The 22,022-nt window shown below is 34.2% G+C and carries 22 protein-coding genes; 16 read left to right on the forward strand and 6 right to left on the reverse strand.

What is annotated here, in order from left to right:
- Positions 1-33 precede the first annotated feature (33 nt).
- Positions 34-1,446: a magnesium transporter CorA family protein gene (locus tag H9635_RS04705; RefSeq protein WP_191698999.1), complete on the reverse strand. Its 1,413-nt coding sequence runs from the start codon at positions 1,444-1,446 to the stop codon at positions 34-36.
- 275 nt (positions 1,447-1,721) lie between these two features.
- Here H9635_RS04705 and H9635_RS04710 point away from each other — a divergent pair, with 275 nt between their 5' ends.
- From H9635_RS04710 to H9635_RS04720, 3 genes are all read left to right on the forward strand, one after another.
- Positions 1,722-2,663, forward strand: a complete 942-nt coding sequence (locus H9635_RS04710; RefSeq protein WP_191699000.1) for a tyrosine recombinase XerC — start codon at positions 1,722-1,724, stop codon at positions 2,661-2,663.
- Positions 2,664-2,811: 148 nt separating this feature from the next.
- Complete coding sequence (locus H9635_RS04715) at positions 2,812-2,964, forward strand: transcriptional regulator (protein WP_191699001.1); 153 nt, start codon at positions 2,812-2,814, stop codon at positions 2,962-2,964.
- Between the two features lie 393 nt (positions 2,965-3,357).
- Positions 3,358-5,058, forward strand: a complete 1,701-nt coding sequence (locus tag H9635_RS04720) for a putative bifunctional diguanylate cyclase/phosphodiesterase (RefSeq protein WP_191699002.1) — start codon at positions 3,358-3,360, stop codon at positions 5,056-5,058.
- 74 nt (positions 5,059-5,132) lie between these two features.
- Here H9635_RS04720 and H9635_RS04725 read toward each other — a convergent pair whose 3' ends face one another.
- On the reverse strand, positions 5,133-6,509 hold the full coding sequence (locus H9635_RS04725) for a nucleoside-diphosphate sugar epimerase (RefSeq protein WP_191699003.1): 1,377 nt from the start codon (positions 6,507-6,509) through the stop codon (positions 5,133-5,135).
- 500 nt (positions 6,510-7,009) lie between these two features.
- Between H9635_RS04725 and H9635_RS04730 the strand changes: the two genes are divergently transcribed.
- The 8 genes from H9635_RS04730 (at position 7,010) to H9635_RS04765 (ending at position 11,395) form a co-directional block, all read left to right on the forward strand.
- Positions 7,010-7,384, forward strand: coding sequence for an rRNA methyltransferase (locus H9635_RS04730; protein ID WP_191699004.1), 375 nt, complete (start codon positions 7,010-7,012; stop codon positions 7,382-7,384).
- A gap of 561 nt (positions 7,385-7,945) precedes the next feature.
- Positions 7,946-8,485: an ATP-dependent exonuclease gene (locus tag H9635_RS04735; RefSeq protein WP_191699005.1), complete on the forward strand. Its 540-nt coding sequence runs from the start codon at positions 7,946-7,948 to the stop codon at positions 8,483-8,485.
- A gap of 180 nt (positions 8,486-8,665) precedes the next feature.
- On the forward strand, positions 8,666-9,022 hold the full coding sequence (locus H9635_RS04740) for a DUF4260 domain-containing protein (RefSeq protein ID WP_404828828.1): 357 nt from the start codon (positions 8,666-8,668) through the stop codon (positions 9,020-9,022).
- Between the two features lie 12 nt (positions 9,023-9,034).
- Complete coding sequence (locus H9635_RS04745) at positions 9,035-9,523, forward strand: NUDIX hydrolase (protein WP_191699006.1); 489 nt, start codon at positions 9,035-9,037, stop codon at positions 9,521-9,523.
- Positions 9,523-9,894, forward strand: a complete 372-nt coding sequence (locus H9635_RS04750; protein ID WP_225231123.1) for a hypothetical protein — start codon at positions 9,523-9,525, stop codon at positions 9,892-9,894. The genes H9635_RS04745 and H9635_RS04750 overlap by 1 nt, the downstream gene beginning before the upstream one ends.
- 71 nt (positions 9,895-9,965) lie before the next feature.
- Positions 9,966-10,451 carry a hypothetical protein gene (locus H9635_RS04755; RefSeq protein ID WP_191699007.1) on the forward strand — a complete coding sequence of 162 codons (486 nt, stop codon included), beginning with the start codon at positions 9,966-9,968 and terminating at the stop codon, positions 10,449-10,451.
- A gap of 22 nt (positions 10,452-10,473) precedes the next feature.
- Positions 10,474-10,794 (forward strand): histidine kinase, encoded by a 321-nt coding sequence (locus H9635_RS04760; RefSeq protein WP_191699008.1) that lies wholly within the window; start codon positions 10,474-10,476, stop codon positions 10,792-10,794.
- Between the two features lie 13 nt (positions 10,795-10,807).
- A complete protein-coding gene (locus tag H9635_RS04765) occupies positions 10,808-11,395 on the forward strand; it encodes a histidine phosphatase family protein (protein ID WP_191699009.1) in 588 nt (195 codons plus the stop codon).
- Between the two features lie 101 nt (positions 11,396-11,496).
- Here the strand turns inward: H9635_RS04765 and H9635_RS04770 are convergent, their stop codons facing one another.
- Entirely contained in the window at positions 11,497-12,708 is a 1,212-nt protein-coding gene (locus H9635_RS04770) for an ABC transporter permease (RefSeq protein WP_191699010.1), read from the reverse strand.
- Between the two features lie 385 nt (positions 12,709-13,093).
- On the opposite strand from H9635_RS04770, the gene H9635_RS04775 reads away from it, so the two are divergent.
- From H9635_RS04775 to H9635_RS04785, 3 genes are all read left to right on the forward strand, one after another.
- Positions 13,094-14,278, forward strand: coding sequence for an MFS transporter (locus H9635_RS04775; protein WP_191699011.1), 1,185 nt, complete (start codon positions 13,094-13,096; stop codon positions 14,276-14,278).
- A gap of 242 nt (positions 14,279-14,520) precedes the next feature.
- The gene (locus H9635_RS04780; RefSeq protein ID WP_191699012.1) at positions 14,521-15,828 is read left to right on the forward strand and encodes a PQQ-dependent sugar dehydrogenase; all 1,308 of its coding nucleotides are present in this window, start codon (positions 14,521-14,523) and stop codon (positions 15,826-15,828) included.
- 1 nt (position 15,829) lies between these two features.
- Complete coding sequence (locus H9635_RS04785; RefSeq protein WP_191699013.1) at positions 15,830-16,162, forward strand: hypothetical protein; 333 nt, start codon at positions 15,830-15,832, stop codon at positions 16,160-16,162.
- A 668-nt stretch (positions 16,163-16,830) separates the two neighbouring features.
- Here H9635_RS04785 and H9635_RS04790 read toward each other — a convergent pair.
- The 3 genes from H9635_RS04790 to H9635_RS04800 form a co-directional block, all read right to left on the reverse strand.
- Entirely contained in the window at positions 16,831-17,283 is a 453-nt protein-coding gene (locus H9635_RS04790) for a VOC family protein (RefSeq protein WP_191699014.1), read from the reverse strand.
- A 78-nt stretch (positions 17,284-17,361) separates the two neighbouring features.
- The gene (locus H9635_RS04795; protein WP_191699015.1) at positions 17,362-18,876 is read right to left on the reverse strand and encodes a transglutaminase domain-containing protein; all 1,515 of its coding nucleotides are present in this window, start codon (positions 18,874-18,876) and stop codon (positions 17,362-17,364) included.
- A gap of 10 nt (positions 18,877-18,886) precedes the next feature.
- Positions 18,887-19,405, reverse strand: coding sequence for a GNAT family N-acetyltransferase (locus tag H9635_RS04800; protein ID WP_191699016.1), 519 nt, complete (start codon positions 19,403-19,405; stop codon positions 18,887-18,889).
- A 553-nt stretch (positions 19,406-19,958) separates the two neighbouring features.
- Here H9635_RS04800 and H9635_RS04805 point away from each other — a divergent pair.
- Complete coding sequence (locus tag H9635_RS04805) at positions 19,959-20,303, forward strand: DUF485 domain-containing protein (protein ID WP_225231124.1); 345 nt, start codon at positions 19,959-19,961, stop codon at positions 20,301-20,303.
- Complete coding sequence (locus tag H9635_RS04810; RefSeq protein ID WP_191699017.1) at positions 20,300-21,850, forward strand: solute symporter family protein; 1,551 nt, start codon at positions 20,300-20,302, stop codon at positions 21,848-21,850. The genes H9635_RS04805 and H9635_RS04810 overlap by 4 nt, the downstream gene beginning before the upstream one ends.
- Positions 21,851-22,022: the final 172 nt, after the last annotated feature.

The raw sequence follows: 22,022 nt of genomic DNA on the forward strand, positions 1-22,022 counted from the left end.
CTTTATGACTGTTACTTTATCCCATCTTTTAATTTACCGCTGTCGTTTTCTTTGTAGTTTTCCGTAGATGCTCGTTGTAAAGTTGAACAGCTGATTGATGATTAGAGCTGCCATTGTGAATAACCCCAGCATAGCTAGTATTAATGCTATCCATTCAAATAATGTGAAGCCTACTATATCAGACAGTTGGATAGGCTCTCCTAACATTTCAATGACTAAGTTCATGCCATATATACCGGAAATCATACTGAAAATTGTTAAAATAAAAATTAACTTGTTTAATCTATCAGCTGATCGATCTTCCTGAATACGATAAAGTTCCTCCAGCGTTTCCTTTGTTTCATGGTACAGCCCGTCTATACGAAACACTTTCCGGAAATAATTCGATATTTCCTTTCCTTCCGTACGTACCGATACTTCGGTAAAATAATACCGGGAAGCAAACTTTGTTATTTGTTCTATTAGTTCCTCCACAATATCTTTATCCTTCGAAAATTTCAATTCACTATGCTCAAATATTAACTTCAATAGCATGAGCTTATAAAAATAATGAATAAGCAAAGTATAATAGGAAATCGAATGGAAACTGCCGAGATATTTCTTCATACTTTCATTATCGACATTTGTTAATTGGATGTGGCCTTGAAGTGTTGTGATTGTATAAAATCTTGGTGCCCAGCGTTGGTAAGTATGCTCATCAATAAAACGCTTTATATATTCCTCATTCGTACTAGATATATACGGATCTCCATTACTATCACGTCCATTCAGCTGACCGGCACGGTATAGTAGAAATTCATCGATTTTTGTATCTTCGTCAAATTGAAAAAATGCACTTACATACATACGTTCATCTTCAAAAAATGGTATTTTGCTAATATTTTTATGAATTGCCGAATAATCAACAAAAAACTTTTCTAAAAAAGGGGCAATCTTCTTAAATATCAATTCCTCCGTGTTTTCAAACGTAAAATCTTCATAATGAATCGTAGCGCCCATTTCTTCATCAATTTTCGGCTGTAGTACGCGAAAATAGTGTCCAAATGATATCGCTGCATTAATATCTATTTCCTCTTCCAATTCTATTCTTAAAGCTGCAATTCCAATGCCGAATGGACAGAGGTTAATGTCTGTACTCAACAAAGTAAAAGGAATTTCATCAAATTGTGTGACCATCACGCCTTGCTCCTGAATCTTTTTCGAGTAGCGGTTAAAGTGGAGATGAGAAACGTCATCATTTAATAATTTTTCTTCTACGAACGGGTAATAAAATTGCTTTAATAATTGGTGAGAAATTTCGACATCTGTTCCATAAAGATCATTTTCATAATCCATTTTAAAATGATAAAAATGATGTTGCTTCAATAATTGCTCAAATTTTTCAAAATGATATTGACGATAGTTAAATGGATAATAAAAGACGTAATGGGTTTTTTGCGTATTCATCGTTTCACCTCCTAGACTTTATATTCCCAATATCTAAAAAATACTAACCAAAAACCTAGTTTTCAAAAACGCTCTCAGACGATTTGAGATGGACAACTATCCACAACGATATATTTCACTTCGTCTGAGATCGAAATTACAAAATAGGAACATTTGTTCTGTTTTTGGGCGTCAATCCGACAAAATAGATGTATTTATCCAATAATGTTCCCAAATACATATTTGGGAACATTTTTTGTGCTATAATTATAGCGAAGAGAGGATGAATACGGGAAATGGCATTACCGAAATTTTTACGTGATTTTTTAATCTACTTAACGACCATAACGGGTAAGTCTCCAAGAACCCGTAAAGAATATGAATATGAACTAGTTTTATTTATGCGCTTTTTAAAAGCGATTGAACATGATATACAATTGGATTTAATACATACAATCGATATTTCAGATGTAACAATAGAAATGATGAAGGAAGTTTCTTTGGAAGATTTATATTTATTTATGGAGTATTGTGAAGTTCAGCGTGGAAATTCTTCTGCAGCCCGCGCTCGTAAAGTTGCGACATTAAAAACCTTTTTCAAATATTTAAAAGGAAAACGCCGACTTATTGATGAAAATCCGGCCGAACAACTAGAAACACCGAAAATAGGTAAAAGATCACCGGTTTATTTAAATTATAATGAAGCAAAGGATTTTATTGAGGCGGTTCATGCACAGTCGTATAGTGCACGCGATGAATGTATGATGGTATTTTTTCTAAATCTAGGGTTACGGGTTTCAGAGTTATGTTCTCTAAATTTAGATTCGATTCATGACCGTAAGCTAACCGTGATCGGTAAAGGGAACAAAGAGCGCCATGTATACTTAAATGATGCCTGCATGAAAGCGCTCGAAAAATATCTACTAGAACGCAATACATATAAAGGTGATGGGAAAGAGCCGTTATTCGTTTCACAAAAAGGAACTCGGTTTGCCAGACAATCCATTGCTCGGATCGTTAAAGTCATTAATGCAAACAGCGATTCACCAAAAGACCGCTTAACACCACATAAGCTGCGGCATACTTCTGCCACAATGATGTATAAAGCAGGTGCAGATATACGAAGCCTTCAGCACATATTGGGACACTCCAGTGTTGCAACAACTCAAATTTATACCCATATAGAAGATGAGCAAATACAAGAAGTACTAAAAAACAATCCATTCAATAATTTATAAATAATTATATTATGTAAACTAAACTACAAAATCATTTTTGTAGTTTTTTATTTGCTTAAATTCAGAAAATTCGTTGACATTCACAACAGAACTGTTATATAGTTAATTCATAAAATAAAAACTGTTATAGTACAAAGGAGGATATATTATGATTTATTATGAACAAGGTTATTCCGTATATGTAGAAAAATGTGAACAGTTTGGACTTGAGCCAGTAAACTTCCGTTATTTTGTGAATCAGCTTTCACCACAGCAATTACTTGCGTATAACAACTACGCAATCCAACAGGAGATGAAATAATATCATACAAGCAGCATTGAACCAACTTTACCTTCCATTTGTAAAGCATTCACTCATCACCACAGATGAGAAAATCAACATACAACAATTTCATAGCTCCCAATAAATCAGTCTATACATATATAGATTGGTTTATTTTTTGTATTATTATTTCAATATAAATATATTTATCTATTAAATGAAATAGATTTTCATTACTATAGTATCAACAAAAATCTTTTAATGAGATTGTTTTTAGACTATGTAATTATGATAAAATTGTGAATTATGCGTAATTAACTATTTTTAAAATGTCTACGTTTACATAAAAAGTTAGCTAAATATAGTATTTAGATTTATAATTTTATCAATAGAAAATATAGTTATTCTAACGAACAGAATGGAGAGGTTTCTATGCATGGAGCATCGGACTCTAAAGCACTAACTTCGATTGATTTTACATATGAACAACTTGTTGATTTAAAAGCTGCATTGGATAAGACAGCAATTGTAGCTGTAACGGATCAGCGGGGTATTATACAGAAGGTTAACGATCAGTTTTGCGAGATTTCCAAATATTCTCGAGAGGAATTAATTGGAGAAGATCATCGTATTTTAAATTCAGGTTTCCATGCAAAATCTTTTTTCAAAGAAATGTGGCGAACAATAGGAAATGGTGATACTTGGCAAGGCGAGGTATGTAATCGTGCAAAAGATGGATCATTATATTGGGTAAAAACTACGATTGTTCCTTTTTTGGGGGAGAACGGAAAACCTGAACGATATATTTCCATTCGTACAGACATTACCGCACAAAAAAATATTAAAAAGATTGCCCATATTGCCTATCATGATGATTTAACAGGATTACCTAATCGTCGCAGTCTATCTAAACGAATCGAACATGAAATTTCAACTAGTCTGCGTCATAATAAAGAATTTGCTGTATGTTTTTTTGATGTTAATCGTTTTAAAAACATAAATGATAGTTTAGGACACAAAATCGGGGATATGTTTTTAAAAGAATTAGCAAGACGTTTAACGGAAATCGATATCCAGTCCAATTCATTTTATCGAATGAACGGCGATGAGTTTGTATATATATTAGAAGACGTTACATTAGTGCATGAAATGGCAGCTAAAATATTGGATGTATTTAAAGACAGTTTCGTCTTAGAGGATTACGAATTTTATGCAAGCGTAAGTTTAGGCATCAGTATTTATCCTGAACATGGGGAAAGTGCTGCAAAATTACTCAAAACTGCAGACATTGCGATGTATGCGGCAAAAGCTAAAAAGGGAAACAGTTATATCGTCTATAAAAAAGAAATGCCCAATACGAATGATCAGTTTTTAGTATTGGAAACAAAATTGCATAAAGCATTGCGAGAAAATAAATTTGCTCTGCAGTATGATCCCATCTACCATTTACATAAAAATAATATTATCGGAGCCGAAGTGATGGTCCAATGGATTGATGAAGAAATTGGCGTGATGAATCAGGAAGAAATCTTACCTTTTGCTTCACAATGCGGATTAATCACACAAATCGACCATTGGGTATTGCGAAATGCAATTATGCAACTTGCTGAATTTAAGCCGTTTGTAGATGACAACTTTAAAATTGCCATCAATCTGTCAATTGAGACAATAAAAGAATCGAATTTCATTACTGATTTAACAACGATGCTGGAACAGTTAAGTCTTGCACCGCATCATTTAGAAATTGAAATATCTGAGCTTGGAATGCTCGATAAAGATATCCATCTCATTGATAAAATTAACAAACTGCATGATAAAGGGATTACCATTTCAATAGATGATTTCGGTACAGGTTATTCGTCTTTAAACTATTTAAGAGAAATTCCCATTAGTACATTAAAAATCGATCACTCATTCACTCACGAATTAAATTTAGTACCGGCAAATGCGAAAATGGTAGCTGCCATTATTTCATTAGCAAATGCCCTGGAATTAGAAGTGGTAGCTAATAATATTGAAAATGGGGAAGATTTGGCGATTTTAAAGGAGCTCAACTGTCAATATGGGCAAGGTCTTTATTTTAATCAGCCTTTAACCCTCAAGGACTTTTCAAAACAAATTCAAAATGTATAGCAACAAAACGGGGTTGGATAAAGTTATTACACTTTATCCAACCCCTAATTATATTTCACACCAAATACGTTATTCTAATAGTCAATTAAATAGTTTTCAATCCGCAAAAATTCCTCTTCATCGATACAATCCATATATTTGTACAATAAATCAATATCAACTTTAATATCATCTTTATGCGTTAAATAAAACTGCTCGGTTAAATGACAAATAATTAAAGGGACCGCTTTTTGATGGTTAAAACGGTGTAAATACGTTGATAAGAATTCGACATTAACTGCGATATCTGTATTAAGTCCGAGAGCGTCAAAATCAACATATTGTATATGGGCAGTTAAAAACTGCTCATTTAAATGTACATTATATTGGCAAATGTATGACCAATCCAGCTCATTTTTGTATTTGTTTAACCAATGGAGTTCGGCAATAGCCATAAATAATTGCTTTTGCTGTGGATTATAGGCCATTAACTTCTTATCCATTTCCGCGTTTGTTAAACGTTTATCCCCGTAGGAATTATACTGCTGGCTCACTAGCGAAGGAATACCTTTTACTAGATGTTCACTGCCAGACCACTTATACGGTCCACGGTCATATTCGAAATACTGTAAATCCATATCTGGAATCTCATCAGCCTCCGGAAGATAAACGACATCATAGGAGCTGTAAAAAGCATTACTTTCAATAAAATCATCTAATTGATCGACAAAATCAGGATGAATGCGCTTTTTATTTTCCATTAAAGTTGTAATTAAATATCGTTTAAATGACATCGTAAGCCTTGCAAGTACTGGTTTATTATATTGAAGTGCTTCCAAATCCACTTCCGGTAAATAATCAATTAAAAATTGCTCGGATAACAACGCATTACTATAGCAAACATACGAAAACGGTAAGTATTGCAAGTAAGCTGTCAGTTTTGAAGGATGCTTTTGCACCGCTAATCGGCACCATTCTAAATAGGATTCCACAAACGTCCGGTCATAAGGCAGCTCTTCATAAAGTGTTTCATCATGCGATTCGATTTTTTTAATTACTGCAATATCGTTAAAATCCGCGACTGAAAAATCAGACGGAAAATTAATAGACTCGAAAGCATCTTTAACATGTAAGAGCTTTTTAGGCTTTGTGGATACAAAGCTGTAAGTTCCGATTGCTCCGCGCTCTTCCAATAATAAATAGGCAAGTTCCTGGCGCTCTTCACGAGTTAAATTACTGTCTTTCGGGAATTTCACCGCTGCAAAATATTGTGCTTTTGCTAAATCATAAAAAAACTTATAGTCGCCTTCTTTTGTATATAGTTCTTCGGATTGATTTTGCTGCCAGTAGAGGAGGGCCCCATTAATTGGATTTCGGTTTGAAAACGTAATATTAGCAATAGAAAATATATTTTGTGCCAATGCATCATCATAAAGTACTTTCATAAATTCTATTTTCTTAATTTTAATCATTATAAGACACCTCCGTTCCTACATTATATACTTGAAACATAAAAAAATTGAAAGAAAAAGTGTTATAAAGAGGTTTAATTATTTTTGGAGGTGGTATATTACTAGTAAGTAAAGTTGCGATCATTAAGAAGAGTAAATAATTAACCACTAGTTTAGAGTTAGATAATTATGATTTCTATTAACTTCGTTGTATGCGTTTTTTAGTAATATTTAAAGAAGTGTTACAGGCAATTAATGGACCAAATGCTTTAACGAAGATTCTCGAAAGATGCCAACCAAATTAGGCGAGCGAAATGCATACACGAATTGAGATATACCATTGAAAATTTCAGCTCACACGTAGTATTTAATGTTAAACTATCGTAAGAAAACCTTCACAACTAAATATGCATTACCGATCGCAACTTTACGTTTTCCACTCCTTATCCCATAAGGAGTGTTTTATTTTGTTAGACATCGGATATAATGTTAATATCTATATATTTGATAGGAGAATGACAATGTGGAAACTACATAACGGTAAGCTCATTCAAACAACAGATGAAACAAGAGTACGCTACAAAACACGTATAAGCGCGGAAATTTTAAATAACTTAAAGCAATTGGCCGAAAAATACGATACCCACATTGGATATTTACTCGAAAATGGCTATAGCAATTTAATAGAAACTGGAACTGTTGTATTCAATAAACAGAACCGCCCGAAAGACCGGACTGAATTCCGAACGACATGTGACCAAGAATTGCTTGAGAGCCTAAAAAACTTTGCCAAAAATCATGAACTCAATTTAAATGATGTCATTGAAGCAAGCGTTGCTTATATCAACTTCGAGGACGTAAAACATTCGCATTGGAGATACCGCGTGGAAATTTAATTCTGTAATCCAAGAACAAAACCAGTGTCAATCTTATTTGGCACTGGTTTTTTGGTGTTTCAAAATAGAAAGAGAACAGACGGACGTCTATATTTATCAATCACCATAAGTTGGGGATGACAAAATTGAAAAAAACCTTCGCTCCACGTCACTCTGCTTTGGCATAAAGTGAATTCTGCAAAAATAAAGCTTATAAAACATAGCATTTCCGCTCTCTGCCGAATCACGATGGCGCAAGTGGCTTGATTATATGTTTTTTACTTCACTTTATAACGAGGATAAAATTTTGGGATTGGTGGGCCTCGCAAACGGCAATAAAGGCAGTGATTAAGATCACGTATTAGGTGGCTTTAGCGCTGTCTTGCTGCAGCCCACCAATTAAATGGAATATTATTAGAAAAGCAACCCCATGATATGATGATGAACCATATTTATTGAAAATATTGAAAAAATTTACAATTTATTTTATAATTAGTTCATACCATTGTTAATATTGCATCACTTCTCGCTTTCAGTATTATAGACTATGCGAAAGAAGTAAATTTTTATAGGGGGAAGACCATGTTAAAAAAATATTCACCTAGATTAATCTTTGCATTGATAGCGATTACTTGTTTAATTATTTCACCGTTATTTGCTATCTTTGTACCGATGACCGTTCCAGACTTATTTTTAACAGATCGCTCATATTTCTATATCTATTCATTTAAAACGAATGTAATGCTTATTTTGACTGGTTTTGCAATTTTAGCTGCTGGATTTGCACTGCTCAGCTGGAAGCGTCAGACTATCACATACATTGTAAGTTTTGGAGTTTTGATTATAGGCTTTGTTACTTTGTATAGTTCAACAGAAACATATACAGCTATTAATGAGAATGTCGTGTATAAAAAACAATTAATCGGTTCGCAGAAAATGGAATGGGATGTAATCGGTAAAGTTGCATTCGAATATGTACCAGGAGCAATTGGCAACTATAAGTTTATCGATAAATCAGGGAACGAAATGATCGTTAAAGAAGATAAGGAAATGGCTTCGATTTTCATTTATCAAATGGCCAACAAAAAAAATGTCCCTTATGATGAGTATGAGAAGAAATAGAAGGATATTGGCTTTAGGAGTAGTTCGGAAAGCCAGCATAAAATTATAAATTAAATAAGCACAAAAAGTTTAGCCTTTGTTTGATGCTAAACTTTTTGTGCTTTAAATGGTTACCTATAGTCAACAACCAGTTTGGTTATTGAGGAGAATGATTGCTAACACTACTAATTATAAGGGAGGATGGCTTATTTGAATAAATTTATATTGCAAATGGAAGGGTTAGCTGTTTTTGCTTTAAGCGTTTATTTTTACTTCCATTTGCAATTTAGTTGGGGCATTTTTCTAGTTTTATTGTTAGCTCCAGACATTTCAGCACTTGGTTACATAAAAAACGTTAAGGTTGGTTCAATACTGTATAATTTATTTCATACATACTCGATTCCATTAATATTAATGATTTGCGGATTTTTACTACATAACGATCGTATTATAATGATTTGCCTTATTTGGATAGCGCATATCGGAATGGATAGAATGTTTGGTCTTGGATTGAAATATCCAACTAAATTTCCAGACACTCATTTTAATCGTGTCTGAGGAGGTTTTTAAATGAAGACAATTTATGTTAACTGGGCCGGAAATAAAGTAAAACTTACATGGATTCCTGGAATGAAAATAAATCAATCCATTAAGGTAACAAGTGTACATTCCATTTGTATAAAAGATGGCAATATTTTATTAGTGCAAATTAAACATAGAGGTTTTAATTTTCCAGGGGGGCACTTGGAAGCGGGAGAAACACCCGAAGAAGCTATTTTGCGTGAAACTTACGAAGAAGGATATGTGAATGGAAAAATTCAATACATAGGTTCAATTGAAGTGAGCCATGAAGAAAACCCATCATTTAATCCAAACGGGAAATATCCTATGATCGGTTATCAAGCTTTTTATAGAATTGACGTAAATGAATGTTTCCCTTTTCTCCGTGAACACGAATCAAAATCGCGCATATGGGTTGAACCAACTGAGGTGTCTTTTGTAATTAATGACCATGAACTTACAAAACTAATTTTAGAGGATGCTTTGATTCATAATTAATGATGGGAAAACAAGTAAAAGGAGCGTTTTCACCTATGCAATATTGTGGAAGTCATAAATTAAAAAAACTAAAAGTGCAGGCAGATATTAGTGCTGATCCATTATGGTGTGACCGATGTCTTACAAATTTAAATGTAGAGGATTTTACATTATCAAAAGGGTTGAAGCAAGATCTGCAGGAATGGATATATGACTATGGTAAATGGATCGACTGGGAAAATGACGGCATTGTGCCAAATGGTGTTTTGCTAGAGCAGCCGCATAATGATCGTGGTGCTGAACTGACAAAAAAAGTGAAGCAGGCGCTAGAAGGACAATATGAAGTAGTGTTTTCTCCATCAACATTTGCGAAAATAATAGTTGGAGATTGAAATGAGTAATGAAGGGAACTTTAAGTATTTAAAAGAGTGTATTGCTTTTTGAAAATGAAAGGGAGATACATTTGAAAAAATTCAGAGGAAAACGCCGCTACTTTCGTAATATGTGGTCGGAAATATATAGGTATGATTTAGACCTTGAAGAAGACATGTGGTTCGCTTTTAAGCATCACCATTTAGATTTTTATGGGTATGGGAAAGATAGTCGGAAACAAAGAAGGGAGCATATTAAAGGGCATTTAGCGCTGCTGGACCGTGTGCTTGAACAGTTGGAACCGTTTCAGAAACCTTATCAAGCATGGATTACGTTAAATGATACATACCCGGAATATGACGCTGTATATATACATTCGAATAATCCTTACGATCCCTTTCCATATCAATCTGAACATCTGCACTTAACAACCGATCTTCCCAATGCTTATCGAGATTTAATTGACCTAACGAAATATAATGTGGCTTTTAGTAAAATGAACGAGCAAGTATGTTATGTACTCAAAGTAAAAGAGAAAGGTCTAGCTGTTATGTTAAACAAGAACGAGCGTACATAGCAGTTTTTATTGGGGGGAGGGTATGAAAAAAATAATTCTATTGAATGTCCTATTATGCATATTAGTTATTTTTATTAGTAGCTATCATTTTAATTCTAAATCTAAAGAAGCAGTCGCATATTTCTATGCAGAAAATAATATTGAAACTAATTACGATATAAATAAAAATAATTTGGAACCAAAAGAAATCAACTATCGCTTTGGAATGGGGCTTTTTGAAATAGAAATTATTGATGTAGCAACCGAAAAGCTATATTTTTTTGAAGTAGATATAACGGACGATTTCACTTTATATTATATAAAAGACCTTACTGATCTTCACAATAAAAATTTGATCAATTAGGAGCAATTATAGAGTGAATACGGAAATATATTTTGTAAGACACGCACATTCAGTTTTTGATATAGAAAACGAAGAATTTAGAGGCTTATCTGATAAAGGTAGAAAAGATGCTGAAAAAGTAAAAGAAATATTAAGTTTAGAATCCATTGATCATATCGTATCCAGCTCATATGTAAGAGCAATTCAAACTGTTGAAGGTTTATCGAAATTGATTAATAAAGAAATCGAAAAGGATTACCGTTTTAGAGAAGGTTGTTTAGCTGCTATTGACTACATATTTGAAGATCCAGTCGAAGCGTTTAAATATTCAATGGAAAATCCAAATTTCTCTTATCCGGGCGGGGAATCAAGTAATGAGGTGAAGGAGCGCGGACTTGCAGCTCTAAATGAACTATTACATAAATATAAAGGGAAAAAGATTGTCATAGGAATTCATGGAAATATAATGTCGAATATTATGCATCACTTCGATCGTACTTATGATTTTAATTTTTGGAAGTCTACAACAAAGCCTGACATTTATAAGCTAACTATTAGTGAAAGTAATCAATTACTAAATATTGTTAGGTTATGGGAAGAAAGCTTAATACATGAATCCTGATAAGCTAATTATTGTATTGAAAAATTAAACTGCCCTTACACTTGTTTAAATCTAACAAATGTAAGGGCAGTTTTTTTGTGAGCTCTATATTTCTCCATTGCCTATTTTATGAGCATAAATCGTTTATTTTTTGCAATGAGCATAATAATAATAAGTACAATAGCAGCTGATATCGCTAATAATTGAATGCCTAAAAGGTAATCTAAAGATTCACTTGCTAAGAAAAAGTTATATTGTTTTGAAACGATCCTTCCAACTTGAATATAAGAGGTTGGAACTTTTTCAATATCCCAAAAATAACCGACATTACGACTCAAATAAAATCTTTCACCAAAAATTAAAAGAGTACCGACAGCTAAATTCACCATTTCATGACGGAACAACACGCTGCACAGTATTACAACCGCAATAACAACAAGGAACCACATTAAAATAAGTGCAAGTGATTGAGCTAAAAAAGTTCCGAGTGTCATCATATCAAAACTGCCTACTTGTTGCCATTCTGATATGTTTGTAAAGACGGGAGAAGGTAGCTGAAAATGACCAAAGCCTGATCGCATACCAATTACAACAAAACCTATAATTAACGGAAAAAATAATGCCAGGCTGCCAATATAAGCAACGAACATTTTCGAAAGCAGCTTTTTCCAATCGGTTAAAGGAAAGCCCTTTAAAACGGAAGGATGAAGGCGGTCTTTCAACACAACATCGATTGTCAATAGTAGGGCACAAGTAATTAATATAATTGGCAATGGGCCGTTTAATAAGCGCTCAACGGTTTGTAATGCTGTGCGTTGTTCAAATTGGTTAATGGATAACTCATAATCTGCTTTGGCATAAGCCCCGTAACGTGCATATTGCTCTAACGAATTATAAAAGCCTCGATCAAATGCCAATTCTCGTTGTTTCATATAGTAGCGTGAATTGTATGAGAGATGCTCGTTGTAATAAGTCATATAATTTGTCTTAAAATACCATTCGCTTGTTAACTGAGCATATTTTTTCAAATCACCTGTATCAAGTACGTCTAATCTAGCTTTGTCCAATGGATTGACTTCACTGAACATATGGTAGGCCTGTATTGTCATAGGGTGAATATCTTCATTATCTCGTTTCTCTATGCTCTCAATAAACTCTTGCCGTGTTAAATAACGCGCTTCGATTTCTTCACGATCTACCTTTTCTATCGGATCATAGGCAGGAGCTACTTTATATGCATAAAAAAACGCAGCAAACGTTAAAAGAATGTAGATAAATATGTTTTTTTTATTCATAAAAAAGTGCTTAAATTCTATTTTTAAATATTCTCGCATAAGTTCCCCCTAAGATGCTTAACCAACTAAACGCTATGTAAGTAGGTAAGGCAATGTCTCTTTCTGTTGTGTTAAATACACACTCATCTCACTTTCTATTTACTTTTTATAATAATGTTATAAATAATAGAATAATCAAAATTTCTAAACTTTACAAATATATGGTATATAAGTATTGTATTGAAGAAAAGAGAACATCATTTTTAAAAGCCTATCTTTATAACCGGGTGTCATCATTCCTTAATAAGACCACAAGCAGCGCGGTATCGGTATTAATTGACTTCTGCTTATATTAATCTTCCAAATTATAACATATAATTACATACTAAAGTTCCGAAATGTCGCCGAAGGATATAAAGCAGTATGCGAAAGGAGCATTATCTGTTTGAACAAAAGTAAAATATTATGGGGTATGTCAATTGTACAGTTTTTGGCGATGCAAATATGGTTCAATTTCTCAGCCGTTATGCCTGTAATTGAAGAAGAATGGGGGCTAACCTCTTCACAATCGGGAATTATTATTGCCTTTTTTCATATCGGTTATGTCGGGGCTATTATATTTTATAGTTTATTAATAGACAAATATAATCCTAAGTACTTTATTGTAATTGGAGCATTAATAGCTGGCATTTCAGGAATTGCTTTTGCCATTATGGCAGAGGGGTTTTGGCTGACGTTGTTATTAAGAATGATTTCAGGGATTGGTATAGCAGGGATCTATGTGCCGGGAATGAGAATTTTGACAGATTTATTCCCTGTACATAAAAGAGGCGAGGCAGTAGGAATATATGTAGGCTCATTAGTGGTAGGTTCCGGATTTTCCTTGCTCGTTTCGGGAATTTTAATCGAATACATTGGCTGGCAAGGTGTCATATTCATTACTTCCTGTTTAAGTATTATCGGTTCAATGCTAATGATTTTTATAAAGATTCCTAATCTAAAAGGTGGGGAGAATGCACTTAAATTTCAGTGGAATATTATGAAAAAAGTGTTGAAAAAGAAAAACCTTCTCGTCAACGCAAGCTATGCAGGGCATTCATGGGAATTATATGCAATGTGGGCATGGATCGGTCCATTTCTAGTTTATTATTTTGGCGTTCAAGGATTAGCACAAACGGAAGCGATTCGGTATGGAAATATTACTGGTGCGCTCGTCATAATGGTCGGAGGAATTGCAACATATGTGGGGGGAAAGCTATCTGATCAGTTCGGTCATATTAAAGTGGCAAACTTCTTTTTAATTATTAGTATTTCGTGTTCACTAATGATTGGCTGGTTAGATTTTGTTCCTATGATCCTTATGTTCATATTGCTATTGATTTATGGTTTTTCGATTGTTGCAGATTCACCAATTTATAATGTAGCGATAACAAACGTCTCTGATCCGGAAGTCATAGGATTAGCTTTAGGAGTCCAGTCCGTTATTGGATTTACAGTAACCATTTTTTCTCCCATGATATTTGGCTTCTTATTACAATCATTTAGTTGGGGAATAGCTTTTACAGTCATTGGCCTTGTGACAATTGTTTCGCCTATATGTATGCTAGTTTTGAAAGGGCAGAAAGACTAATCTTGATTTTCTGCTCTTTTCCTAAATAAGTGAGAAACGGTTTATTAATTACTATTTTGCAAGACTCACGGAAAATTCGCTTCAAAAAATGGTTTAATTTCATTAGCAAATGGAACAAAAGTTGATTTCTGCGATGTATATATGTTTAGTAATACTGCAAGATGTGAAAAGGTAAAGGTAATAACATCATATAGAGTAGCTGGACAAGTTGAATCGTGAATGCGAAAAGGGGAGGAAAAACAATGACGAAGGTTTCGTGGTCAAGATTAATGTTCTTTACAATGCTGATTTTTGTATTGGCTTTAGCAGCATGTGGCAATGATGATACTACAGACGAAGAATCAACTAATGACTCGGATGCTGCAACAGAAGAAAGCGCTGATGAAAGTACAGATACAAATACAAGTGCAGAATCTGAACCAAAAGTTACTAAGTTTGAACCAGCATTTCAAGAACAAACAAGAGCACCTAAAGTAGTGACTGAAACAGAACTTGATGTGGAAGTTGTAGTTGAAGGTCTTGGCGTGTCTTGGGGGATGGTTGAGTTTGATACAAACCGTTTACTTGTTACACAAAGAGAATCAGCAGAACTTCTTATTATAAACCTTGAAGATGGCTCTGTTTCAGATCCAATCGAAGGTACACCCGAAGTAAATAATGAAGGTCAAGGTGGTTTACTTGATGTAACCATTGCACCTGATTTCGACGAATCAAGATTAGTATTTATGACGTTTTCTCAAGATATTGAAGGTGGTACTGTCACTGCTGTCGGTAAAGGCGTTTTATCAGAAGATGAAGCCTCACTTGAAGACTTTGAAGTAATATTCCAAGCAGTACCAGCATATGATGGAGCCTTACACTATGGTGGACGTATTATCTTTGATGATGATGGCAACCTATTCTTAACAACTGGAGAACGTTCAGATGATCCAATTCGTGAACGTGCACAAGACTTAGATGCTTACTTAGGTAAAGTAATTCACATTACACAAGATGGAGAAGCAGTAGACACGAATCCATTTATTGAAGATGAAGATGCACTAGATGGTATTTATAGCTACGGTCACCGTAATATTCAAGGTGTAGACTTCCATCCTGAAACAGGAGACTTATGGACTGTTGAATTCGGTCCACAAGCTGGGGATGAACTGAATATTATTAAACCAGGTTCTAACTATGGATGGCCAATTGTTTCTTATGGTATCGAGTACACTGGTGATTTAGTAAATGATGGTATTTCAGAACACGAGGAGCAAGGCTTTGTTGAACCAGTATATTACTGGGATCCAACAAGTGCACCAAGTGGTATGTCATTCTATGATAACGACACAATTCCTGAATGGAAGAACAACTTGTTCATCGGTGGTTTAGCGCCGAACTATATTGTACGTGTCGTTATTGAAAATGGTCTCGTCGTTGGAGAAGAACGTCTATTAACTGAAGAAGCCCAACGTTTCCGTGATATTCTTGTAACTGAGGATGGCGCGCTTATTGCAAGCACTGATGGCGGTATGATTTATAAGATTTCTGCAGCAGGTGAAGGTGACTAAGTTGAAGGCGAAAACACTGAATAATTTATTATTCTCTAAAAGCACCCAACCTTATGTCAATGTCATTAACTTAAAGCGCTTGACAATATTAACGAAGCAGGCATTCATGGAAATCCATGAATGCCTGCTTCTTTTTTACTGCCTGTGCAGTCCTCGATATACCCATGCAGTATTTTATTTTATTTTAGAAAGTTTAATGATTGAATTTGGCCAAAATGATTATAATATTCAGCATATTCCACAAGAGGAACTACAAAGATTAATTATCGAATTAGGCTATTTAGAGTGGGAAATAGATGATAGACATGTGTTAATTGCTGAAATGGCTGGTTAAACTAATCTTATACAATTATTTGTAACTATGACGAAGATATTAGTAACAAAACAAATCTAGATAAGGTGAAGAGAATCGAATCAAAGGGAATAAAAGCTTTTAAAATCATACTCATAGCAACAGAATGTATGATCAGAGTAATTTTTTTCATTTTGAATGTTCAACAGAAAATCGTCGATTGCTATTTTTAGATCCAATATTAAATCTCCAGATAAAATGTATTAAAAGCTAACGCATTATCTGTAAAAACATACACAACTTATCGTTCAAAAGGAGATTATCGTTCACATGAAAAAGACAAATTATCAGGAACGTCACAAAAAATTATAGGGAATATCATCGATGATCTTTTTATAGGATTAGAAATTAGGGACACGGTCATAATATATATTATAGGAAGTTACATCTCGTTTCAAAAGTATACTTATAACAGTGAGACGAAATGCGAAATTAAGCCTTGAGTTAGTTGAATTTATTTTAAGTCTAAATCCAGCTAACTCAAGGCGTATTTTAATGAAATAAATATTTAATTGTATATACTTTTTTAACAATTAAATTTAACTTTCAATTTATACGCAGCATTACTTTAGAATCTAGTCAACTTAATATAAAAAATATAAAGTTATAGAACTTCGAGCTGCTGGAACAAACTTTCTTGATCATTTTCATCAAGTGGCTTGCTGATCTTTAATAACTAGCATATTTGATTCGTCGAATTCCCAATCTTCTCCGTAAGCAACTTCCCAATAGTAGCCGTCAAGATCCGTGAAATATCCACCGTAACCGCCCCAATCATTCTTTTTAGGCTCTTTATGAACGGTTGCGCCTGATAATTTTGCTTTATTAATAATTTCATCTACTTCATCAATTGATTTTGCATTATAAGCGAGTGTAATTCCTGAAAAACCACTTGAAATAGCTGGCGGATTCTCTTTATTAATATCTTTTGCAAGCTCATCCAATGGATACAATGCAATTTTTGTCCCTTCATTTTTGAAGAAAATAATGGAAGGAGCAGATTCTGTTCCTCTAATCGATGTATGAAATCCTAGACTTTTAAAAAAATTATGAGACTTTACAATATCTTTTGTTCCGAGTGTTATAAGATTTAATCTATTCATAGTTATCCCCCGTTTTTGATACATTTAATATTGTATTTCAACATTCTTTCTAAAAATCCTGTCTTCATTCGACATTAGCTATTTATTTTTGATTTGTATCAGCAAGCTACGGGAAACATCAATACTAATACTTTTGTCAAAAACAGTTATTTGCTTATCCAATTTTTTTTCTAAAGCTGGGATATATGCCTTTATAAAGGATAATGGCAAGACTAATTTTGCTGATTCCTTAAATTGAACCGGTTTGCGATTCGTAGTCATTTGCAGCTGGATACCTTTATTTAACTCCAACGACACTGTTAACTGCCTAATTGGCTCGTTGATGTACAATTCGACTCCATCCGCGCTCTTGAATGCGATTAGATCCTCCGTATTACTGTTAAACGTTGCAAGATAACTATCACCAAGAGACATCATGGAAATGTTCGTATACCGCGCATCGTCAAATTCAGCTATTTGAAGACTTTCAGTTACATCCACAGCCGTTTCGATTGCAATCATTTCCTGACTTCCATTCGCATACGTCACAACAAGCTCATTGGTTGTTTTATGTATCGCATGTATCGGGTCCGTACTACATTTCGTTAATTCAGCCGTTTTAGCATCATATGTATAAAGTGTAGCCCCGTCAGAATGATTCACCAAATACACAAGCTCGTTCGCATATGTACAATATTGAACACGAATATCAGTAAGCTTTCTCGTTTGCAAAGTTAGCGGATCCATCGCTGTCAAATAAGCCGTCTTAGGATGCGGATAAATAAGCAGATCACCAGCAATACACACATCATATAGATGATGTATCGCGTTAAACCGTTCGCTTGTACATGGTGGATACAGATCCAAGTCCCATTGATGATTTTTGGCAATTTGTTCATCAGTCAACAAAAAATAACGATATCGAATTTCATGATGTTCCAACACATGGCCAATATCATTCCATGTAACATCTATGTGATACCATTGTCCGTCAATCTCGACCATATTCCACGCATGACCGGCATCTCCTTCCCCGTCAGCCTTCCCTATTACATAATGACAAGGAATCTTAAGTACTTCCATCATCTTTTCAAATAGCAGCGCATACGCCATACAAACACCGCGCTTTTCTGCCATAAACGTCGCAACCGAAAATGGAGACCCTTTTGTATGAAGTTCATAGCTATAGGTTCTAACAATATAATCATGTATCTCGATCACTTTTTGAAGTGCAGACATGTTAGGTGTAGTAATATCCTGCAGCACCGATTCAATTTCTTCAAGCATCTGTTTTTCATCTTTCCGATTCATTCGGTAACTTAGTGTAAAATCCACCTTCACACGATTTTTGGACAAACTGCGATAACGATAACTACGATTAGCACAATGCTGTGTATAAAATGCCTTATACAAATGACTTTGTTCAAATGCATCATCCAGTATTTCATGCAATGGCTTTGGTAGATGTCCATTAATAATAAGAGAAAACTGTTTATCTAACCGTTCCATATGCATCGTTAACACTGCAAGTAGCTCGTCATACGTAATTGTCGTTGTTTTAATGGATCCTCCTTTTTGTATAAATGCTTCATAACTTATAAAATAACTTTTCAATTTTTATTCCTCATTCAATTTCATTTTCTATTACATAAATTTCAACAGACTTACCTTCCATCGTAATTACCTTTTCAAGCTTCATTCCATTTTTAAGGGCAATTTGCTTTGAGCCTGTATTCCCTACCTGAATTGCCGATACATACCGTTCCAAATACATTTCTTCATTTGCATACTGCTTTAATGCCCGTGCCGCTTCGAAACCATACCCTTCCTGCCAATAGTCTGGTGCTATCCAGTAACCGAGCTCCATCTCGAAAGCATCATCTATAATTTGTGCAACTAAACCAGCATGTCCTATGAACTCCCCTGTTTCTTTATGCATCAGTTTATGTAATCCATAATCACCAAAGTTTTTATATTGTTCCAGCATACGTTCAATTAAATGCTTAGCATAGGTTTGATCCTTTACGTTGCCGTCTCCGATATACTTCATTACCCGCTCGTCCATTACAAGTGCTGTTACTAAATCTAAATCATCTAAAGTATATTGTTCAAATCGTAAACGTTCCGTCGTAATAGTTAACATACTTCTCCACCTTTATATTAAATTTTTGCTCGTCATTTAAAAAAACACGGGTTATTATAAATAAAATATCAAATTATTATCATTTTAACTGCACGTTCTCCAAAAAATAACATTATTTTTTACATCTACTGTTCTTATCATAACATCCCTATGAAAAGAAAATTTTCTTATTTTTATTAATATCAAAATTTTATCATTTTATAGTTGTTATAGTACAAACTAAGTGTTCATTGTTTCAATTAGCATCATCTATTATATTAGAGTAATGAAATACAATATCTTGCTTTATGTATATATTTTTCTTATTAAATTTTGTTTTTTGTAAATTATGAAATCAAAATAATATTTCCATTACATATCAACTGATAAAACCACAAGGATTTTCTCCAAAAAACTTATTAATTCTACTTCATACTAGGTCAGATGATTTTAATTATTCAGAAAAAATGTTATTGCATTATAAAGAATTCCCTCTTACAATGATTACTATTAACGGTTTCAGAAAGTAATATTCCGTTTAAAACAGAATAATAATTCATAAGGGGGAATTACGTTGGGCAATTCAGGGGAGAAATACTCAGCGAAACACGATGCAATCAACTATGATGCAATCGATCGTATGGAAACATTTAATCAATTTGTAAAGAAGAAAAACACATTTTTATTCGGTATAACTATAACATTTTTGACATTTTACATCTTATTACCGGTTTTGGCGTTTACACCTGTGTTACAACAGAAAGCGATCGGTAGTATAACATGGGTTTGGGTTTATTCACTTGCCTTATTTATAATGACAATCGTGCTTTGTACACTTTACGTAAAAATGGCAGCAAAGTTTGATAAAACTGCAGCTGCTGTTTTACAGGAATATAAAAAGGCAGGTGCGCAACAATGAATTTAGTGTCAGCAAGTTTCTTTCTAGGGATTGTCGGTTTAACATTAATAGTTACATATATTGCAGCAAAAAGAACTTCATCTGCAAGTGACTTCTACACAGCCGGTGGTGGGTTAAAAGGTTGGCAAAACGGATTTGCCATTGCTGGGGACTATTTATCGGCAGCTGCGTTTTTAGGGGTATCCGGTGCCATTGCATTAACGGGCTTTGATGGCTTCTTCTTCTCTGTCGGTTATGTAGTAGCAAATTTAGTTCTTCTATATATAATTGCAGAACCGATGCGTAATTTAGGTCGCTACACTTTAGCGGATATGCTGACAGCACGTTTCAATGAAAAGCGAATTCGTGGGGTTGCTGCGACAGGAACTATTATTATCGTAATTTTATATATGATTGCACAATTAGTAGGTGCAGGTGCATTAATTAAACTGTTATTCGGTATTGAGTATTGGTTAGCCGTTCTTATTGTTGGAGTTATGATGACTACATACGTATTATTCGGTGGAATGACAGCGACTAGTTGGGTTCAGATTATTAAAGCAGGTCTATTATTATTCGGTACAACATTGTTGGCATTTTTAGTATTTGCCAAGTTTGATTTTAATTTAGTGAAAATGTTCGATACAGTAAGTACAAATTACGGGGATCAGTATTTAGTGCCAGGCGTTAAATATACTTCGACAATTGATTCAGTATCGATGATGCTTGCATTAGTGTTGGGTACATCCGGTTTACCGCATATTTTAATGCGATTCTTCACGGTTAAGGATGCTAAAACGGCACGTCAATCAATCTCTTGGACTACTTGGATAACAGCTATTTTCTTCTCGTTAACGATTTTCCTAGGCTTTGGTGCGATGCATTTCGTAGGATTTGATGCCATTATTGCGGAAAACTCTGCAGGTAATACAGCTGCACCACTATTAGCTGAGTTTTTAGGCGGCAATATTTTATTATCATTTATTTGTGCCGTTGCCTTTGCAACAATTTTAGCAGTCGTATCTGGACTAGTATTAACAGGTGCTTCTGCCATTTCACATGATATTTATGGTGAAATCTTAAATGATGGTAAATTAACAGAGAAACAGCAAGTACTAGCTGCTCGAATCGGTTCTATTTCAATTGCAGTAATTTCTATTCTATTAGCATTATTTGCACAAAGCTTAAACGTATCGTTCTTAGTGTCATTTGCTTTCTGTATTGGTGCTTCTGCAAACTTACCGGTTATTCTTTACACAATCTACTGGAAAAAGTTCAATGCCAATGGTGCGGTTGCTGCAATGGTAACAGGTTTGGTTTCATGTTTAGTATTAGGTGCGCTTGGACCAAACATTTGGAGCCCGACAGGTAATGCTATCTTTGTAGGGGAACCACTTGTAAACTTGGCAGTACCAGCAATTATCACTATCCCACTTAGCTTCTTTGCAGGTTATTTAGGCTCTATATTAACGGCAAATAAAGTTGAACAGGCAGAAGCAGAACGAATTTATAAAGAAATTCGCGTAAAAGCACATACAGGCGTTTCTGTGCAGGATGTTTCACATTAACTTTTATTAAGTTACAAATAAATATAAAAAACTGTCCCGAAATTTTTACGTTTCTAGGACAGTTTTTTACTTTTTATACCATTTAACTTATGAATATAACTTTCTGAATAAACAGAAAATCGTTTTTTGAAAAGTAAATTGTTTTTCGAATATTACTATTTCTTATAAAAAC

This window comes from Solibacillus faecavium (assembly GCF_014836905.1).
GTDB classification, from domain to species: Bacteria; Bacillota; Bacilli; order Bacillales_A; family Planococcaceae; genus Solibacillus; species Solibacillus faecavium.

Coding starts and splice junctions, on each gene's coding strand:
- H9635_RS04705 (WP_191698999.1), bottom strand. CDS start 1,446: ATGAATACGCAAAAAACCCATTACGTCTTTTATTATCCATTTAACTAT.
- H9635_RS04710 (WP_191699000.1), top strand. CDS start 1,722: ATGGCATTACCGAAATTTTTACGTGATTTTTTAATCTACTTAACGACC.
- H9635_RS04715 (WP_191699001.1), top strand. CDS start 2,812: ATGATTTATTATGAACAAGGTTATTCCGTATATGTAGAAAAATGTGAA.
- H9635_RS04720 (WP_191699002.1), top strand. CDS start 3,358: ATGCATGGAGCATCGGACTCTAAAGCACTAACTTCGATTGATTTTACA.
- H9635_RS04725 (WP_191699003.1), bottom strand. CDS start 6,509: ATGATTAAAATTAAGAAAATAGAATTTATGAAAGTACTTTATGATGAT.
- H9635_RS04730 (WP_191699004.1), top strand. CDS start 7,010: ATGTGGAAACTACATAACGGTAAGCTCATTCAAACAACAGATGAAACA.
- H9635_RS04735 (WP_191699005.1), top strand. CDS start 7,946: ATGTTAAAAAAATATTCACCTAGATTAATCTTTGCATTGATAGCGATT.
- H9635_RS04740 (WP_404828828.1), top strand. CDS start 8,666: ATGGCTTATTTGAATAAATTTATATTGCAAATGGAAGGGTTAGCTGTT.
- H9635_RS04745 (WP_191699006.1), top strand. CDS start 9,035: ATGAAGACAATTTATGTTAACTGGGCCGGAAATAAAGTAAAACTTACA.
- H9635_RS04750 (WP_225231123.1), top strand. CDS start 9,523: ATGATGGGAAAACAAGTAAAAGGAGCGTTTTCACCTATGCAATATTGT.
- H9635_RS04760 (WP_191699008.1), top strand. CDS start 10,474: ATGAAAAAAATAATTCTATTGAATGTCCTATTATGCATATTAGTTATT.
- H9635_RS04770 (WP_191699010.1), bottom strand. CDS start 12,708: ATGCGAGAATATTTAAAAATAGAATTTAAGCACTTTTTTATGAATAAA.
- H9635_RS04780 (WP_191699012.1), top strand. CDS start 14,521: ATGACGAAGGTTTCGTGGTCAAGATTAATGTTCTTTACAATGCTGATT.
- H9635_RS04790 (WP_191699014.1), bottom strand. CDS start 17,283: ATGAATAGATTAAATCTTATAACACTCGGAACAAAAGATATTGTAAAG.
- H9635_RS04800 (WP_191699016.1), bottom strand. CDS start 19,405: ATGTTAACTATTACGACGGAACGTTTACGATTTGAACAATATACTTTA.
- H9635_RS04810 (WP_191699017.1), top strand. CDS start 20,300: ATGAATTTAGTGTCAGCAAGTTTCTTTCTAGGGATTGTCGGTTTAACA.